We start from the raw sequence: 14656 nt of genomic DNA, 5'->3' as shown, positions 1-14656 counted from the left end.
GCGTGGAAGCGTGTCCTTGAGCTAGGAAATCCGGGGCGTCTGCATGGGCTCAGGGTAGGGAGGGGGTGGTGGGGGTGCATCTGGTTTTCGGGCGGACCGGGGAGCGGCTCGGTGGGGGCCGGTGCGCGGGCGCCCGCTGTGAGAGGCTCGCTCCCCCGGTCTCCCGCGCCCCACCCCTCACCCGCCCCCCAATCCCCCCTCGCGCCCCCGACCCCCCGCAGGCAGCGCGCAAGCCAACACCGCCACCATCGCGCACAGCCCCGCAATGGTGAGGAACGCGCGCTCGTAGCCGGCGATCGGGGTCGCGGTCGTGCTGGCCACGCTGACCAGGGCCGCGAGGCCGAACGCTCCGCCGACCTGGCGGGCCGTGTTCATCAGGCCGGAGGCGGCGCCGGCCGCGGCCGAGGGGACGCCCGAGGTGACCGTGCTGGTGATGGGGGTGATCAGCAGGCCCATCCCGGTGGACATCACCAGCGCCGGGCCGAGCAACCCGGCGACGTAACTGCTGTCCGCGCCCAGCCGGCTCTGCCACAGGAAGCCGCCCGCGGCCAGTACCGCCGCCAGGGTGATCAGCGCCCGCGCGCCGAGCGCCCGCATGGCGCACGGGGCGAGGCGGGCCGCCACCACGCCGGCCAGGGTGTGCGGGAGGAAGCCGAGGCCGGTGGCCAGCGGGCCGTAGCCGAGTACGTCCTGCATGGCCAGCGACAGGAAGTACCACATCGGCAGGAAGCAGGCGCCGGCCAGCAGCATCACCGCGTTGCCGACCCGTACCGTCCGCAGCCGCAGCAGGCCGCGCGGGATCAGCGGGTCGTCGGCCGCGGCCTCCACCCAGCACAGGCCCGCCAGCGCCAGCGCGCCACCGGCCAGGCCGAACAGGGTGGGCAGCCCCGTCCAACCCTGCTTCTCCGCCTGTGTCACCCCGTACACGAGCCCGGTGACGCCGGCGGTGGCCAGCACCGCGCCCGGTACGTCGAGGCGGCGGGCGGCGGCGCGGACCCGGTCGGCGGGCAGCAGGCGTACCGCGAGGACGCCCGTGACCAGCCCGATCGGGGCGTTGATCAGCAACGTCCAGCGCCAGGAGAGCGTCTGGGTGAGGACTCCGCCGACCAGGTTGCCGGCCGCACCGCCGGCGGAGCTGACGGCGGTCCAGGTGGCCAGGGCGTGCGTGCGGCCCTCGCCCTCCGCGAAGGTGGTGGTGAGGATGGTGAGCGTGGCGGGCGCCAGGATCGCGGCGCCCAGGCCCTGGAGGGCGCGCATGGCGATCAGCGTGCCGGGCGCGTTGGCGAGCCCGCCGGCGAGCCCGGCCAGCGAGAACACCGCGAGGCCGACGAGGAAGACCCGCCGCCGCCCGTACAGGTCCGCCAACCGCCCCCCGAGCAGCAACAACCCGGCGAAGGCGATCGCGTACGCGCCGACCACCCACTGGAGGCCGACCGCATCGAAACCGAGGGCCGCCTGCATCGACGGCAGGGCGACGTTCACCACCGACACGTCGAGGATGACCATGAACTGCGCGGCACAGACGAGGGCCAGGACGGTGCCGCGGCGGGGTGATGTGGGCCGGGTACGGCGGTGCGCGGTCCGACTGCCGTCCGCGGTACCGGCGCCACCGTCGGCCGCCCCGGCCCGCCCCCGCGCCTCCCCCGCCTCGTGGTCCGCCATGCGGCGCCTCCCAACCCACTGTCCGCCCTCGTCCCCTCCAGCATCTGCCTTACGGGTGCTCCGCGCTGGTGGGTGGTGTGGGGCGGTGGGTTGCTGGAGTGGCCGGCTGGGAGCACCACGCAGCCCATCCCCACCCCATCAGCCCCACCCCAGCGGCACCCCCGCCCGCACTCCGGTATACGTCGAGAGAAGAAGCCGTACGCCGCACCCGTACGCGCACACGCATCCACGTACGCACACGCATCCCCGTACGCACCCACCTGGCCGGCCAGCCCCACAGCCCCACAGGCCGCGCCGCCCACCGCCCCACCCGCGCAGTCCCAGCCACCCCCAAGGACACCCCGTGGCCCTGCACGAAGCCAAGGACCCGCACGCGGAGGACCCGTTCACCGACGTCTTCGCTACGCCGTTGAGCTCGCACGTGTTGCCCAAGCACCGGATGCCGGACGATCACGCGCCGCCCGAGGTGGTGTACGCGCTGCTCCACAACGAGCTGCTGCTCGACGGGAACGCGGCGCAGAACCTGGCGACCTTCTGCACCACGTGGTCGGAGGACCAGGTGCACCGGCTGATGAACGACTGCATCGACAAGAACATGATCGACAAGGACGAGTACCCGCAGACCGCCGAGATCGAGGCGCGCTGCGTGAACATCTTGGCCGATCTGTGGCACGCGCCCGCGGCTGCGGGCAGTGCGAAGGGGGCGCGCGGTGCGCACGGTGGGGACGGCGGGGAGGGGCCGACGGACGGCGCGACCGGAGCCGTAGGCTGCTCGGCCACCGGTTCCAGCGAGGCCGCGATGCTCGGCGGACTCGCGCTGAAGTGGCGGTGGCGCAAGCGCCGGGAGGCCGCGGGCCTGCCGACCGACCGGCCCAACCTCGTCGCCGGGCCCGTACAGATCTGCTGGGAGAAGTTCGCCCGTTACTTCGACGTCGAGCTGCGGCAGGTGCCGTTGGAGGCGGGGGCGACCGGAATGCAGCCGCACCAGCTCGCGGAGTACGTGGACGAGAACACCATCGGGGTCGTCGCGATCCTCGGCGTCACCTTCACCTGCGACTACGAGCCGGTCGCCGCCATCGCCGCGGAGCTGGACCGGATCGAGGCCGAGCGCGGCTGGCACGTTCCCATCCACGTGGACGCGGCCAGCGGCGGCTTCATCGCCCCGTTCCTCCACCCGGACCTGGTCTGGGACTTCCGCCTTGAGCGGGTCGCCTCGATCAATGCGTCCGGGCACAAGTACGGGCTGGCGCCGCTGGGTGTCGGCTGGGCGATCTGGCGGGACGCGGCGGCGCTGCCGGCCGAGTTGGTCTTCCAGGTGGACTACCTGGGCGGCCAGATCCCCACCTTCGCCCTCAACTTTTCACGCCCCGGTGGCGAGATCATCGCCCAGTACTACGCCTTCTTGCGGCTCGGCCGCTCCGGCTACCGCCGCGTCCAACAGGCGTGCGCTGACACGGCGCAGTACCTCGCGGGTCAGGTGGCCGAGATGGGCCCGTTCACCCTGCTCTACGACGGCAAGGGCGCGCTGCCGGCCGTCTCGTACACGCTCACCGATCCGCAAGGCTCGCCGTTCAGCCTGTACGACCTCTCCGACCAACTCCGCTTGCGCGGCTGGCAGGTACCGGCTTATCCGCTGCCGGCGGACCGCCACGACACGCTGATCCAGCGGGTGCTGATCCGGCACGGGGTCGGCCGCGACCAGATCGCCCTGCTCGCCGACGACATGCGCCGCTCCATCAAACGCCTGGCAGCCGGCCCACCCACCGACGCGGAGCGTACGGGGTTCCACCACTGAGGGGTGCGGGGCGGTTGCTTGCCCGTGGGCTGGGTTACTCCGGGGCCCGGCTGTACCGCCGGAGTACCGCCTTGCTGGTGGACGGGTCGACGAGGCGGAGTTCCCAGGGCCCGGTGTTGACGTCGAAGTCCTTCCCGAACCCGACCCACTTGCCGGCCATGCGGCGGCCCGTCGGCTCCACCAGAAGTTGGACCGCGCCGTGGTAGCGGGCGCCCCGGTAGTAACCCTCGGACGCGGTCTCCTCGGACCAACTGCCGGTCACCACCGAAGCGTCGACCGTGAGGTCGAGCGAGAGCGGACTGTCGGGATTGCTGCTCGCCCCGGGGAGACTCCGGGCCGTCAGCCGGTGACCCGTCTGCACGATCACCACGTAGTGCTTGCCCTCGAAGGTGCCCGCCCGCCCCGACGAGTAGAACTCGTACCGCGACAACCACACGCCGTCGTATGGGCCTACGGCGTGGCTGGCCGGAGCGGGGGCCCACTCGACGGGTTCGTCGCCGTTGGAGCTGCGGCTCGACTTGATCCATTCGTCGGTCATGAGGGGCGACCCTTCTGGTTGGGGGTCACTCAAATCTGCTATAGCGCGCGTGAGTTGAGCTAGTACGCCAAGGCCCTCGACCGATGGGAGCGCGGTCGGGGCCTGTCGTACGGAGCGGCGAGATCAGGCGTCGAAGTCGCCGGCCTTCACGCCTGCCACGAACGCGGTCCACGCGGTGCTATCGAAGATGAGGGCGGGGCCGTGTGGGTCCTTGCTGTCACGGACCGGCATGACGCCGGGGTAGCCGTCTGCTACTTCGATGCAGCTCGACTGCCCGTTGCTATGGGTTGACTTCCGCCATGTGGGGTTCGGACTGGGGGCGGTCATTTCGCGTGCTCCTCTTAAGGGGATCAGGCGTGGAAGTGGCCGGCCTTCACGCCCGACACGAAGGTGTTCCACGCGGTGGTGCCGAAGGCCAGGGTGGGCCCGTTCAGGTCCTTGCTGTCGCGGACGGGGACGGTGCCGGTGGTGGCTGCCTGGGCCGGGGCCCACTCGACGCATTGCCCACCGTTGCCGCTGTAGCTCGACTTGATCCATTCATCGGTCATGAGGCGCGACCCTTCTGGTTGGTTTGCTCAACTCTGCTACAGCACTTGTGAGTTGGGCTAGTACGCCAAGGCCCCCGACCGGTTGGGAGCGTGGTCGGGGGCCTGTCGTGCGGGCGGCGGGGTCAGGCGTTGAAGTCGCCGGCCTTCACGCCTGCCACGAACGCGGTCCATGCGGTGGTGCCGAACGCGAGAGTTGGCCCGTTGGGGTTCTTGCTGTCGCGGACGGGGACGGTGCCGGTCGTGGCCGCCCGCGCCGGGGCCCACTCGATGCATTGCCCGCCGTTTGAGCCGCTGTAGCTCGACTTGATCCATCCATCGGTCATGAGGCGCGACCCTTCTGGTTAGGATTCATCAACTCTGCTACAGCACCCGCGAGTTGAGCTAGTACGCCAAGGCCCCCGACCGATGGGTGAGCGGTCGGGGGTCTGCTGTACGGGCGGCGGGGTCAGGCGTTGAAGTCGCCGGCCTTCACGCCTGCGACGAACGCGGTCCATGCGGTGGTGCCGAACGCGAGGGCCGGCCCCTGGGGGTCCTTGCTGTCGCGGACGGGCACGGTGCCGGTCGCAGCCACCTGCGCGGGCGCCCACTCGATGCACTGCCCTTCGTTCGAGCCGCTGTAGCTCGACTTGATCCATTCATCGGTCATGAGGCGCGACCCTTCTGGTTGGGATTGCTCAACTCTGCTACAGCACACGCGAGGTGGGCTAGTACGCCAAGGCCCTCGACCGATGGGTGCGCGGTCGGGGGCCTGTCGTGCGGGGCGGCGGGGTCAGGTGTTGAAGTCGCCGGCCTTGATGCTTGTGACGAACGCCGACCATGCGGTGCTATCGAAGGCGAGGGCGGGGCCGTGGGGGTCCTTGCTGTCACGGACGGGCATGACGCCGGGGTGGCCGTCTGCTACTTCGATGCAGTTCGACTGGTGGTTGCTGTGGGTTGACTTCCGCCATGTGGGGTTCGCCCTGGGGGCGGTCATTTCGCGTGCTCCTCTGAGGGGGGTCAGGCGTCGAAGTCGCCAGCCTTGATGCTCGTGACGAACGCGGTCCAAGCTGCCGCTTCGAAGACGAGGGCTGGTCCGTGGGGGTCCTTGCTGTCACGGACGGGCATGACGCCGAAGTGGTCGTCCGCTACTTCGATGCAGTTCGTTTGGCCATTGCTGTAGGTGGACTTACGCCATGGCGCACTTTTCAGATTAGGTGTGTCGCGCATATTCCCCTGCCATCCTCGTGATTGCCTCCCTTGATGCCTCTGCGTCAAGGGCTAGATCCCACATCTGTGCGAACGCCGCGTCGTATCGCTGCACTTCGCCCGGCTTGTCTAGGTACAGATCTCCGGTGAATCCGCTGACGTAGACGGTGGGCGGCTCTGCCTCGTCTCCGACTCCGCTGTACGGCGGAAAGCGCAAAGTCAGGAACTGGCCCGTCAGTATTCCCGGGTGAAATCCGCCGGCGAACGCGGCGACCTTGATCGTCACGTTAGGCAGCTCGCCCACCTCAGCGATGTACCGGAGCTGATCGGCCATCAAGCTGGGCCCGCCGATCTGGCGCCGCAGCACGGCCTCACTGATGATCACCCGCAACACGGGAGCCCCGGTGGCTCGGGTGATGATTGCTTGACGCGTGATGCGCAGGTTGACACGACGTTCGATCTCGTCGTCCGGGGCACTAGCGTTGTCGGCCTGGATGATCAAGCGAGCGTACTCAGGCGTCTGAAACAGCCCAGGCACAAGTTCGGGTTCGTACCAGTCGAGTTGGGACGCGGCTTCTTCCAGGCCGATGTAGAGGTCGAAGCCGAACGGGACGACATCACCGTAAGCGTGCCACCAGCCTCTTGCCTTGGTCTCCTTGGCGAGGCCCATTAGCGCCTCGGTCAGGTCCGGCGCTGCGCCGTAGATGCGGCACATTGTCTCGACGTCGTGGCTACGCAGCGACGTCAGGCCTGACTCGATGCGCCACATCTTCGCTTCCGACCACTCCAGCGTGAGGGCTGCGCGGCGAATTGTGAATCTCGCCTGTCCGCGCAGCTCGCGCAGGAACCGCCCAAGTTGTCTTCTGGGCACCGTGGAACCGGTCGGCTTGTCCTCTGCCAAGACTCTCGCCCCTCCTTCTGACACTCATTATGAAGGACTCGGGGCCTGGTATCTGAAGGCCCTCATCCATCCATTTCGAAACGCTAGCCAATCCAGTGGGTTTTCGCTGTGCAACCTTGCATTTACCCTCCGTAGGGGGACATGCTTGAAGTGCGCCCGGAGCATAACTGCTGGTCACAGGGCCGTAGTTACGTTTTTGAGGCGGGCAACACAGGAAAGTAGCAACGCCCGTTGGAAAGGATCGTGCGATGGCGTCAGCAGCGGGGCACCCCTCACCGGAAGTTCGGGCAGGCACAGGTGGGGCCCACGGAGAGGGGGACGGGGGCAGGCGGCGGCTCGACACGTTCGCGGACAGCCCCTCCGCGTCCGAAAACATCCTGAGGTGGCCGCCCTGCCAGTGCCCCCTTCACCGTGACTCCGGCGCGTCTGAAGGCGAAGCCTGATGGACGGCACCCACCGCGTCATCGTCATGGGCACCCCCCTCCGCTTCTTCCTCAGCGTCGGCGAGGACGGCGCCTGGTCACCCGTCACGGACATCGAGTTCCACCGCGCGTACCAGGAGTCGATGTTCGATCCGGACGCGTTGCGCAGCAACGTCCTGTGCCCCAACCGGCACCGCGTCGAGTACGAGACCGTCGAAGGCTGGTGCTGGACCGACGGCCGGACTACGTACGGGCTCATCACCCTCGACGACCGCGCGCCCCAATCCTGCACCGGGCTGCAAGCCCTCACCCACCGAAGCGAGGTCGCCGCGTGAAGCTCGTACACCCCCTGAACGCCACCCACTCACCCAACCCGCCCCGCGAGATCTGGGTGTTCCTGCTGGTCCGTTGCCCGGTGGAAAACCCCAAGTACTTCGCGCCGCTGGGCATGTGGCCGCGCGTGCTCCAGGTCGTACGCGATGGTTGGAGCTGCCCGCCAGGGGTGATCGTGCGGCCGGGGGAGTCGATCCCCGACGCCGCCCGCCGCGTCGCCGACGCGCTCGGCATCACGCTCCCCAAGGAACCCGCCCTCCTCGCCGTCGACCAGCAACCCGCCATCGACGGCGAGCAAGACGAAGAACTCGCCTTCATCCTGGACGGCGGCAGCGCCCCCGAAGACGCCTTCGCGAGCCTCCCCCGCGACGAAGTCGACGTCGAATGGTCAGCGGTGGAAAACCTCGAACGCGTTGCTCTCGTCCACGCCCTGCGCACCCGCCTCCTCGCCGTCGAACCAGCCCTCCTCGTCGAAGGAATGCCCCAACCCACCAAGCGCCGCCCCGGGTAGACCGAGACCGGGACCGGGCCACAGGCCGTCGACGCGCGATGCGTACGCGCCGGGGGCCCGTTGGACCGGGTGAGCCAGCGCCCCGCCGTGGACCTTCCTCGGCGAGGGCGCTGTTCTTTTCCACACCCTGCGTAGTCCCCATATCGCTCGACGCGTCGTCGCCCCCACCCCGCCGACACCCACCAACCCCCACTCCGCCCGACGCGCAGTCGCCCTCACCCCAGAAGTCCCGTGTCCGCACTCTGGCGCGCCGCCGTCCCCCGCCTTACCTTGACCGCGGTGGGAGATCCCCATCGTTCGACTTGCCATGTCCATGTCCGAAAATCTCAGGTCACGAGGTGAGTCTTGTCCTTCCGTCGTCCGCGCGTGCGTCGCGTACTCGGTGATCGGGGCGGTCGTTCCGCGCCCGGTATTCCCTCCATATCCGACTCTGACCACTCGCCCGGCCCGCGGCCGGCGGCGACCCGCGGCAGTGCGCCCGGTGCGCTTGGCGCACCCCGTGCACCCCGTGCACCCCGCGGACTGCGGCGGGCCCGGCGGCTCGGCGTCCTCGCGCTGGGGATCGGCGTGGTGGCCTCGCTGACCGTCGGGCCCGCGGGGGCCTCGCCGGAGGCCGACGGGCACGGGCGCCCGGAGCGGCCCGCCCTCGCGCAGCCGATCGACCCGCAGAACTGGCGCAACCCGGACGACATGACCTGGTCCGAGTACCGCTCGGTGCCCGGCACTGACTGGGCCAACCCCAACGTCAAGCCCACCGACCGGACCTTCAAGGGCGCGCTGGTGCTGCTCGACTACCCCGACGAGGGGTTCTCGGTCACCCAGCCCGCGGGCAAGGCCAAGTTCGGCAACCCGGTGCCGGACGCCTCCAACGTGCCGCGCGCCAAGGTGCCGCAGTTCTACCAGGACTTCCTCAACAAGCCCGGCAAGTTGAACCACGGCCACACCATCAACGAGTACTGGATGGAGGACTCCGGCGGCCGGGTCGGCGTGGACCTGACGGCCTTCGGGGTCTACAAGATGCCGCACAAGTCGTACCAGTACGGCATCGAGCCCGGCATGAACCCGGGCGCCTGCCCGGTGGGTGACACCTGTGGCAAGGACATCCGGGCGGACGGCAAGCGCGCCTGGATCGCGGACGTGGGCGCCGACCGGCCGAAGGACTTCGACTTCGTCTTCTTCCTGACCGCCGGCGTCGACGAGTCGTCCGCCTGGCAGGAGTTCGGGCAGATGAAGTTCGCCGACCCGAAGTCCGTACCGGCCGCCTGGGGCCCGCCGAAGCCCACCGCCGACGGCGGCAACGCGGCCAAGACGCGGTACGTGCCGTGGACGTCCTGGCAGGCCGCCGCCCGGATCTGGCCGAACGCCGCGGACGGCTCCTCCACCCAGGCCGAGAGCTCGGGCATGGCGGTCTTCGCGCACGAACTCAGCCACATCCTGGGCATCGCCGACAACTACAACAACCCGTACGGCAAGCCGCTCAGCCGCTCGTACACCGGTATCTGGGGGATGCTCTCGCGGGGCTCGTTCAACGGCCCGGGCGGTCCGCACACCCGGTGGCAGACGCCGGCGACCGCGGGCGCCTCGATGGGCGCCCACCACGTGCTGCGCGACAAGCTCAAGCTGGGCATCGTCGGCGAGAACAACGTGCTGCGGCTGGACCGCGACGCGCTCAAGGGCTCCGGGCTCGTGGTCGCCAAGGTCACCGCCCGCTCCGCGCCGCCCGGTGCGAAGGGGCTGACCGGCGTCAACATCACCATGGGCCGCGACCTCTCGCCCGAGTGCGACCGCGCCACCGACCCGCTGTGCGACGGCGGCGGCTACCAGAACTACACCGTCGAGGTCGTGGACCGGATGGGCATGGACTCCTTCACGCCCGACAACGGCGTGATGTTCAGCAAGACGAAGAACGCGGACCGCGCGCCCTTCGCCTGGGTCGTCGACGCGCACCCCGAGGACATCGACATGGTGGACTTCAAGCGCCCCGACGGCACCGAGCAGAAGATCACCATGGGCGACTACCGGCAGCTCAGCGACGCGCTGTTCCACGCGGGCGCCGACTCGGGCAGCTCGTACGAGTACGTGGACAAGGCCAACCGGCTGCACTTCTACGTGCTCGACATCGAGCGCGACAAGGCCGGCGTCCTGTCGTACACGGTCGGCGTCCGCTCCCTGGACGGCGCCGGGCGGCAGGCCCGCGGGCTCGACCTGGACCGCGGCGCCTCGCGCGGCAAGCCGATGAAGCAGCGCGCCGTGTGCACCTTCCCGCTGACCAACACGGGCACCGGCACCGCGGACGCCGCAGGTCACCCGGAGGACGCGAGCGCCTACCTGGACTCCGACGTCTACCGGCTGTCGGCCAAGGCGACCGGGCGCGGCTGGAAGGCATGGCTGCCCAACCGCCTCGCGACCGCGACCGCTGGCTCCTCCGTACCGGTCGACGTCGCCGTCACCGCCGACCGCGGCGCCGCACCGCGCGGCGAGATCACCCTCACGGCCCGCTCCGAGAGCGACCCGAGCAAGACCGCACAGGCGACGTGCACGTTGCACAAGTCCGGGCACTGAGCACCTGCCACCTGCCGGTGGGGCGGGGGGGGGGGGGGGGGGGGGGGGGGGGGGGCGCGGGGCCGGCGCCCCCCCCCCCCCCCCCGGCCGCCCCCCCCCCCCCCCCGGGGCGCCCCCGCCCCCCCCCCCCGGGGGGGGGGGGGGGGGGGGGCCCCCCCCGGGGGGCGCCCCCCCCCCCCCCCGCGCCCCGCGCCTGACGTGGGCCGTGCGCCGGCTACCGTCTGCTGTCTGCCGTGGCGGAGCTCACCGACCGGGCCCGGCCGGGGCCGTTATCGTCCGGGGGACGACGCGGCCCGACGACAGGGGGCCGCACAGGAGCGGGGGCCGGCGGCGTGCGACGGAGAGCCTACGGAACGGGGCTGCGCGCGCTCGCGTGCGCGCTCCTGGCCTGGCACGTGTGGCTGGTGTGGCACGCGGCGAGCTACGAGGCGGCCGACGTGGAGTGGACCTGCGACTCCCAGGGGTGCTCCAGCGACTCCTTCGCGGCCGGCGCACCCCTCCTCGGCATCGCCACCGGCGCGGTACTCGGCCTCCTCGCCACCCGCTTCCTGCGCCGCGCGGCCGGCGGCGCGGTGGCCGTGTTCTGTGCCCTGGCCTGCATCGTCGGCTGGCACGACGCCCGGGGCGCCCGGGGGGGGGGGCCCCCCCCCCCGCCCCCCCCCGGCCCCCCCCCGCGGCCCGCGCCCCCCCCCCCCCCGGCGCCGGGGGGCCGGGCGGGGGGGGGGCGGGGGGCGGGGCCGGGGCGTGCTCCGGCGGCGGGCACGCCGGCGGGGCGGGGGGGGGGGCCGCCCACGACTCGGTCACCGCCTTCCACCTCATGCTGCCGATCTCCACGCACTCCGTCTCCGACTGGCTGACCGTCCTGTGGTGCGTGGTGGGCGTCGGCTCCGTCCTCGCCTGGTGGGGAGCGGCCGTCAGTCTCCGCCGCAGCGCCGCCCTGCGCCGGCTGACCGGCCGGTACGCGACGGCCGAGGCCACGCTCTCCGGCTGGCGCTCGGTGAGCGGCAAGTACGGCGAGGTCACCGTGGCCTTCGAGGACGAGAAGGGCGTGTCGTACGAGGTCCCGGCCGTCACCGAACGCATCGCGCTGCGCCGTACCGTACGGGCCGTCTACGACAAGCAGCACCCGGCCGACGCCCGCCGCATCCGCGTCGCCATCGCCCCGCGCACCCTGTGGAGCCGGCCATGAGCACCGTCCCGTTCACCGTCCGCCGGCTGTTCACCGCGCTGCCGCTGCTCTCCGCGGCCGTCACCGGCCTGTGCTTCGCCGCCCTCACGGTGGGCGCCGTCTCCGGGCCGCGCTGGCTGCTCCTGGTCGGCCTGCTCACCAGCGCCCTGGTGCTGGCCGCGTTCGGCGCCGTCGGCGAGGCGGGCATCACGACGACCCAGGAGACGGCGTGGCCGCTGCGCGAGGGCGGCCCGCGCGCCTACGCGCCGGCCGTGGTGCACCGGGTGCGCGCCGTGGACCGGACCACCAACGGCCCGGCCGCCGACCCCCGCTCGCCGGACAGCGCCTTCGAGTTCGACCTGACCGTGGTGCCGCCCGCCGGCCACGCCCCGTACCGCATCCGCATCCGGCACCCGCTGGACCTCCAGGGGCTGCTGCACCGGGACCGCGCCGTGGTCGAGTACGACCCGCAGCAACCCTGGCGCGTCATCCTCCCGAGCAACCCACCCGCCGAACACCGCTCCCAAGCAACCCACACCCCCACCCCACCCCCCGCCCGCACCCTCCGCCCCAAGGGCCTCCCCCCGGGAGCGCTCGTCCTGACGCTGGGGCTGGTGGTGGGAGCGGCGCTGGTGGGGGCTTGGTACGGGGCGGGGTGAGGGGTGTGCGGGCTGTGGGCTGTCGGCTGCCGCCGGGTTGATCGGGTTGATCGGGCTGGCCCGGGCTGACCAGGTTGGCCCGGCTGACCGGGCCAAGCTGACTGGGGCGACCCGGTCGAAGGGACGTCCCAGCCACCGGGCAACGGGATGCCTCGGTCAAAGGGACGCCCCGGTCAAAGGGACATCCCGGTGCCGTCAGCCCACCGGTATCGCCTGCCGGGCCGCGCCGCGGAAGACCTGCTCGGTGTGCCAGGTGCGGTGGCCCGCGGCGACGGGGCTCGACCCCGGCTGCGGGCCGAGCACGGGGCGGCCGGCCAGGGCTATGACCTGTTCGCGGGCGGCCCGGCTGCGGCCCACGAACTGCTGGGAGACCAGGACCCGCAGGTCATCGCCTATGCCGAGGACGCCCTTGTCGAACAGCTTGTGGTGCAGCGAGCACAGGCACAGCCCGTTCTCGACCTCGTCGGGACCCTCGAAGGCCCACCACCGCACGTGCGCGGCCTCAAGCCCCACCGGCTGCATGCCGGCGCCGGCGCTGCTGAGCTGCCCGTCGTAACCACAGAACGCGCACTGGTACTCGTACGCCGTCAGTACCAGGTTCCGCATTCTGCGGTCGCGCTGGCGGCGGGCCGCGGTGAGCCTGACCTCGTCCGCCGGCTCCAGGTCGCGGCCGACGGCCTCGCACAACTCGCCGTGCAGGGACGGCGGGAAGTGCCGGTCGAGCAACACCCGGGCCCGCCGGCCGATCAGCTCGGGCGCGCTGCGCAGCGCCGCGCGCAACTCGGGCGCCAGCCGGCCGGCGGCCCCCGACGCCCGCAACTCCCGCACCAGCGGGCCCGGACTGCCGGCACCGCGGGTCGTGCGCACCTCCCACACGCCGTCGGTGACCAGGTGGTGGAAGGGGTAGGCGGGGGTGGTCTTGTGCGCCGGCCCGTACTCCGCGAGCAGCCAGCCCAGGTCCGCTTCCACGGCGGTGTACGGGAGCTCCGCGTCCGCGTCCCGCTGGAAGTGACCGAGCGCGTACAGCACCAGCAGCGGCTTGTGCGGGGCGCGCGTGCCACCCCGGGTCCACTGCCGCAACTGTGCGATGCGCTCGGGCCAGTTCATGCCTGCGAGCGTAACCGGCCCCACTGACAATCCGGCCGGCGGCCGGTCTGACCAGCGGTTTCCCCGTCGGCAGCGGCTCGCCTCACGTGGCGGGTCCTTTCTGGCGCGCCCACCGATCGGCACCCTGTCGACCCGGGCCTGTCCGGCCCGGCCCAGCCATGCCCCCGGGCCCCGCCACCCCGTACGCCCAACCCAGCAGAGATCGAGCGGGATCGAGCGGGATCGAGCGGGATCAAGCGAGGTCGAGAAACGCCTCCCGCGTCATCCAGCCGCGCAGCGTCGCCCGCATCGTCGGGGCGAACGCGGCCTCGGCCGCGACCACGTCGAGGGCGCCGGCCAGTTCGAGCGTGACGAGCCCGTGCAGGGTCGCCCAGATCGACAGGGCGATCGCGGTGGCGTCGCCGGTGAGTACGGACGCCGCCCGGGCGCGGTCGATCGCGGCGAGCAGCGGACGGATCGGGTCGGCGGCGCCGACCTCCCCGGACGGGTCGAAGGACTGCACCCCGCCGAACAACACCGTGTACAGGTGGCTGTGTTCGAGCCCCCAGTGGCGGTAGGCGGTGGCCAGCGCGGTCAGGTCGGCGAGTGGGTCGGCGGATGGCCGTACCGCCGACAGGTCCCGGAACAGGCCGGCGACGGCCCGGTCGCGCACCGCGCCGATCAGCCCGTCCTTGCCGCCGAACAGGGAGTACACCGCCGTCGTCGACGCCTCGGCCGCCGCGGCCCCGGCGCGCACGGTGACGGACTCGCGCGGACGCGTGGCGCGCAGTTCGCCCGCGCACTGCACCAGCCGCTCTCTGACGACCGCGTCATTGGTTCTCGGCCTACCCACGGCAGCAGCCTACCCCCTCTGATAACGTCGTTTTGAAACAGCGTTCTGAAACAGTCGGAGGTCCGCCGTGCCCACGTTCGCCCTGCCCGCGTCCGCCCCACGCCCACGTCTGCGCCCACGCCCACGCCTGCGCCCACGTCTGCGCCGCGCCATCGGACGCTTACTGTTGGCCCTGCTCGTCGTCGTGACCCTGGTCGTCGGCTTCCTCGCGCTGATCGTCCTCACGGACGGGGCGGGGTCGGGGCTCGCCGCTTGGTTCACCACGCTCGGTGTCGGGACGGCCCTCGCGCTGTGGCAGGGCCGGCGCCCCCCCCGGGGGGGGCGGCGGGGGGCGGGGGGGGGGGGCGCCGCCCCCCCCCCGCCTCGGCCCGGGGGGCCGGCGCGGGGGCCCCCGGGGCGCGGCGCCGGGTGAGGCCCGCCCCCAGGGGGCCCC

General features: G+C 71.8%; 19 protein-coding genes and 1 pseudogene. 9 read left to right on the top strand and 11 right to left on the bottom strand.

Translation table 11 applies throughout. The features are described 5' to 3' along the window. Positions 1-177: 177 nt before the first annotated feature. Entirely contained in the window at positions 178-1662 is a 1485-nt protein-coding gene (locus tag AAHZ94_RS01930; RefSeq protein ID WP_349990066.1) for an MFS transporter, read from the bottom strand. Between the two features lie 343 nt (positions 1663-2005). Between AAHZ94_RS01930 and gad the strand changes: the two genes are divergently transcribed. Beyond that, positions 2006-3457, top strand: coding sequence for a glutamate decarboxylase (gene gad, locus AAHZ94_RS01925; protein ID WP_349990065.1), 1452 nt, complete (start codon positions 2006-2008; stop codon positions 3455-3457). Between the two features lie 34 nt (positions 3458-3491). On the opposite strand, the pseudogene AAHZ94_RS01920 reads toward gad, so the two are convergent. From AAHZ94_RS01920 to AAHZ94_RS01885, 8 genes and pseudogenes are all read right to left on the bottom strand, one after another. Then, positions 3492-3926 (bottom strand): annotated as a pseudogene (locus AAHZ94_RS01920) (XRE family transcriptional regulator); the annotation flags it as partial. 192 nt (positions 3927-4118) lie between these two features. After that, positions 4119-4322 (bottom strand): DUF397 domain-containing protein, encoded by a 204-nt coding sequence (locus AAHZ94_RS01915; RefSeq protein ID WP_349990064.1) that lies wholly within the window; start codon positions 4320-4322, stop codon positions 4119-4121. 23 nt (positions 4323-4345) lie between these two features. Continuing rightward, the gene (locus tag AAHZ94_RS01910) at positions 4346-4543 is read right to left on the bottom strand and encodes a DUF397 domain-containing protein (protein ID WP_349990063.1); all 198 of its coding nucleotides are present in this window, start codon (positions 4541-4543) and stop codon (positions 4346-4348) included. 122 nt (positions 4544-4665) lie between these two features. Beyond that, a complete protein-coding gene (locus AAHZ94_RS01905) occupies positions 4666-4866 on the bottom strand; it encodes a DUF397 domain-containing protein (protein ID WP_349990062.1) in 201 nt (66 codons plus the stop codon). A gap of 122 nt (positions 4867-4988) precedes the next feature. Further along, positions 4989-5189: a DUF397 domain-containing protein gene (locus tag AAHZ94_RS01900; protein ID WP_349990061.1), complete on the bottom strand. Its 201-nt coding sequence runs from the start codon at positions 5187-5189 to the stop codon at positions 4989-4991. A 123-nt stretch (positions 5190-5312) separates the two neighbouring features. Further along, positions 5313-5516, bottom strand: a complete 204-nt coding sequence (locus AAHZ94_RS01895) for a DUF397 domain-containing protein (RefSeq protein WP_349990060.1) — start codon at positions 5514-5516, stop codon at positions 5313-5315. A 23-nt stretch (positions 5517-5539) separates the two neighbouring features. Beyond that, on the bottom strand, positions 5540-5749 hold the full coding sequence (locus tag AAHZ94_RS01890; protein WP_349990059.1) for a DUF397 domain-containing protein: 210 nt from the start codon (positions 5747-5749) through the stop codon (positions 5540-5542). Next, positions 5733-6629 carry a helix-turn-helix domain-containing protein gene (locus tag AAHZ94_RS01885; RefSeq protein ID WP_349990058.1) on the bottom strand — a complete coding sequence of 299 codons (897 nt, stop codon included), beginning with the start codon at positions 6627-6629 and terminating at the stop codon, positions 5733-5735. The genes AAHZ94_RS01890 and AAHZ94_RS01885 overlap by 17 nt, the downstream gene beginning before the upstream one ends. A gap of 442 nt (positions 6630-7071) precedes the next feature. Here AAHZ94_RS01885 and AAHZ94_RS01880 point away from each other — a divergent pair, with 442 nt between their 5' ends. From AAHZ94_RS01880 to AAHZ94_RS01850, 7 genes are all read left to right on the top strand, one after another. Beyond that, the gene (locus AAHZ94_RS01880) at positions 7072-7386 is read left to right on the top strand and encodes a hypothetical protein (RefSeq protein WP_349990057.1); all 315 of its coding nucleotides are present in this window, start codon (positions 7072-7074) and stop codon (positions 7384-7386) included. Next, positions 7383-7895, top strand: coding sequence for an NUDIX hydrolase (locus AAHZ94_RS01875; RefSeq protein ID WP_349990056.1), 513 nt, complete (start codon positions 7383-7385; stop codon positions 7893-7895). The genes AAHZ94_RS01880 and AAHZ94_RS01875 overlap by 4 nt, the downstream gene beginning before the upstream one ends. A gap of 570 nt (positions 7896-8465) precedes the next feature. Continuing rightward, positions 8466-10457 (top strand): M6 family metalloprotease domain-containing protein, encoded by a 1992-nt coding sequence (locus AAHZ94_RS01870; RefSeq protein ID WP_349990055.1) that lies wholly within the window; start codon positions 8466-8468, stop codon positions 10455-10457. After that, positions 10430-10654, top strand: coding sequence for a hypothetical protein (locus tag AAHZ94_RS01865; RefSeq protein ID WP_349990054.1), 225 nt, complete (start codon positions 10430-10432; stop codon positions 10652-10654). Before AAHZ94_RS01870 ends, AAHZ94_RS01865 begins: the two co-directional genes overlap by 28 nt. Before the next feature lie 135 nt (positions 10655-10789). Next, positions 10790-11314, top strand: a complete 525-nt coding sequence (locus AAHZ94_RS01860; RefSeq protein WP_349990053.1) for a hypothetical protein — start codon at positions 10790-10792, stop codon at positions 11312-11314. Next, positions 11275-11646, top strand: a complete 372-nt coding sequence (locus AAHZ94_RS01855) for a hypothetical protein (RefSeq protein ID WP_349990052.1) — start codon at positions 11275-11277, stop codon at positions 11644-11646. Before AAHZ94_RS01860 ends, AAHZ94_RS01855 begins: the two co-directional genes overlap by 40 nt. Beyond that, positions 11643-12284: a hypothetical protein gene (locus AAHZ94_RS01850; protein WP_349990051.1), complete on the top strand. Its 642-nt coding sequence runs from the start codon at positions 11643-11645 to the stop codon at positions 12282-12284. Before AAHZ94_RS01855 ends, AAHZ94_RS01850 begins: the two co-directional genes overlap by 4 nt. 195 nt (positions 12285-12479) lie before the next feature. Here AAHZ94_RS01850 and AAHZ94_RS01845 read toward each other — a convergent pair whose 3' ends face one another. Both AAHZ94_RS01845 and AAHZ94_RS01840 read right to left on the bottom strand, forming a co-directional pair. After that, positions 12480-13391 (bottom strand): phosphorothioated DNA-binding restriction endonuclease, encoded by a 912-nt coding sequence (locus AAHZ94_RS01845; RefSeq protein WP_349990050.1) that lies wholly within the window; start codon positions 13389-13391, stop codon positions 12480-12482. Positions 13392-13623: 232 nt separating this feature from the next. Continuing rightward, positions 13624-14223: a TetR-like C-terminal domain-containing protein gene (locus AAHZ94_RS01840; protein WP_349990049.1), complete on the bottom strand. Its 600-nt coding sequence runs from the start codon at positions 14221-14223 to the stop codon at positions 13624-13626. Between the two features lie 166 nt (positions 14224-14389). On the opposite strand from AAHZ94_RS01840, the gene AAHZ94_RS01835 reads away from it, so the two are divergent. After that, the gene (locus AAHZ94_RS01835) at positions 14390-14635 is read left to right on the top strand and encodes a hypothetical protein (protein ID WP_349990048.1); all 246 of its coding nucleotides are present in this window, start codon (positions 14390-14392) and stop codon (positions 14633-14635) included. Positions 14636-14656: the final 21 nt, after the last annotated feature.

The organism is Streptomyces sp. HSW2009 (assembly GCF_040240285.1).
Classification (GTDB): Bacteria; Actinomycetota; Actinomycetes; order Streptomycetales; family Streptomycetaceae; genus Streptomyces.
Note: the sequence above shows the minus strand (reverse complement) of the source record. Positions and strands in the feature narration are given on the sequence as shown.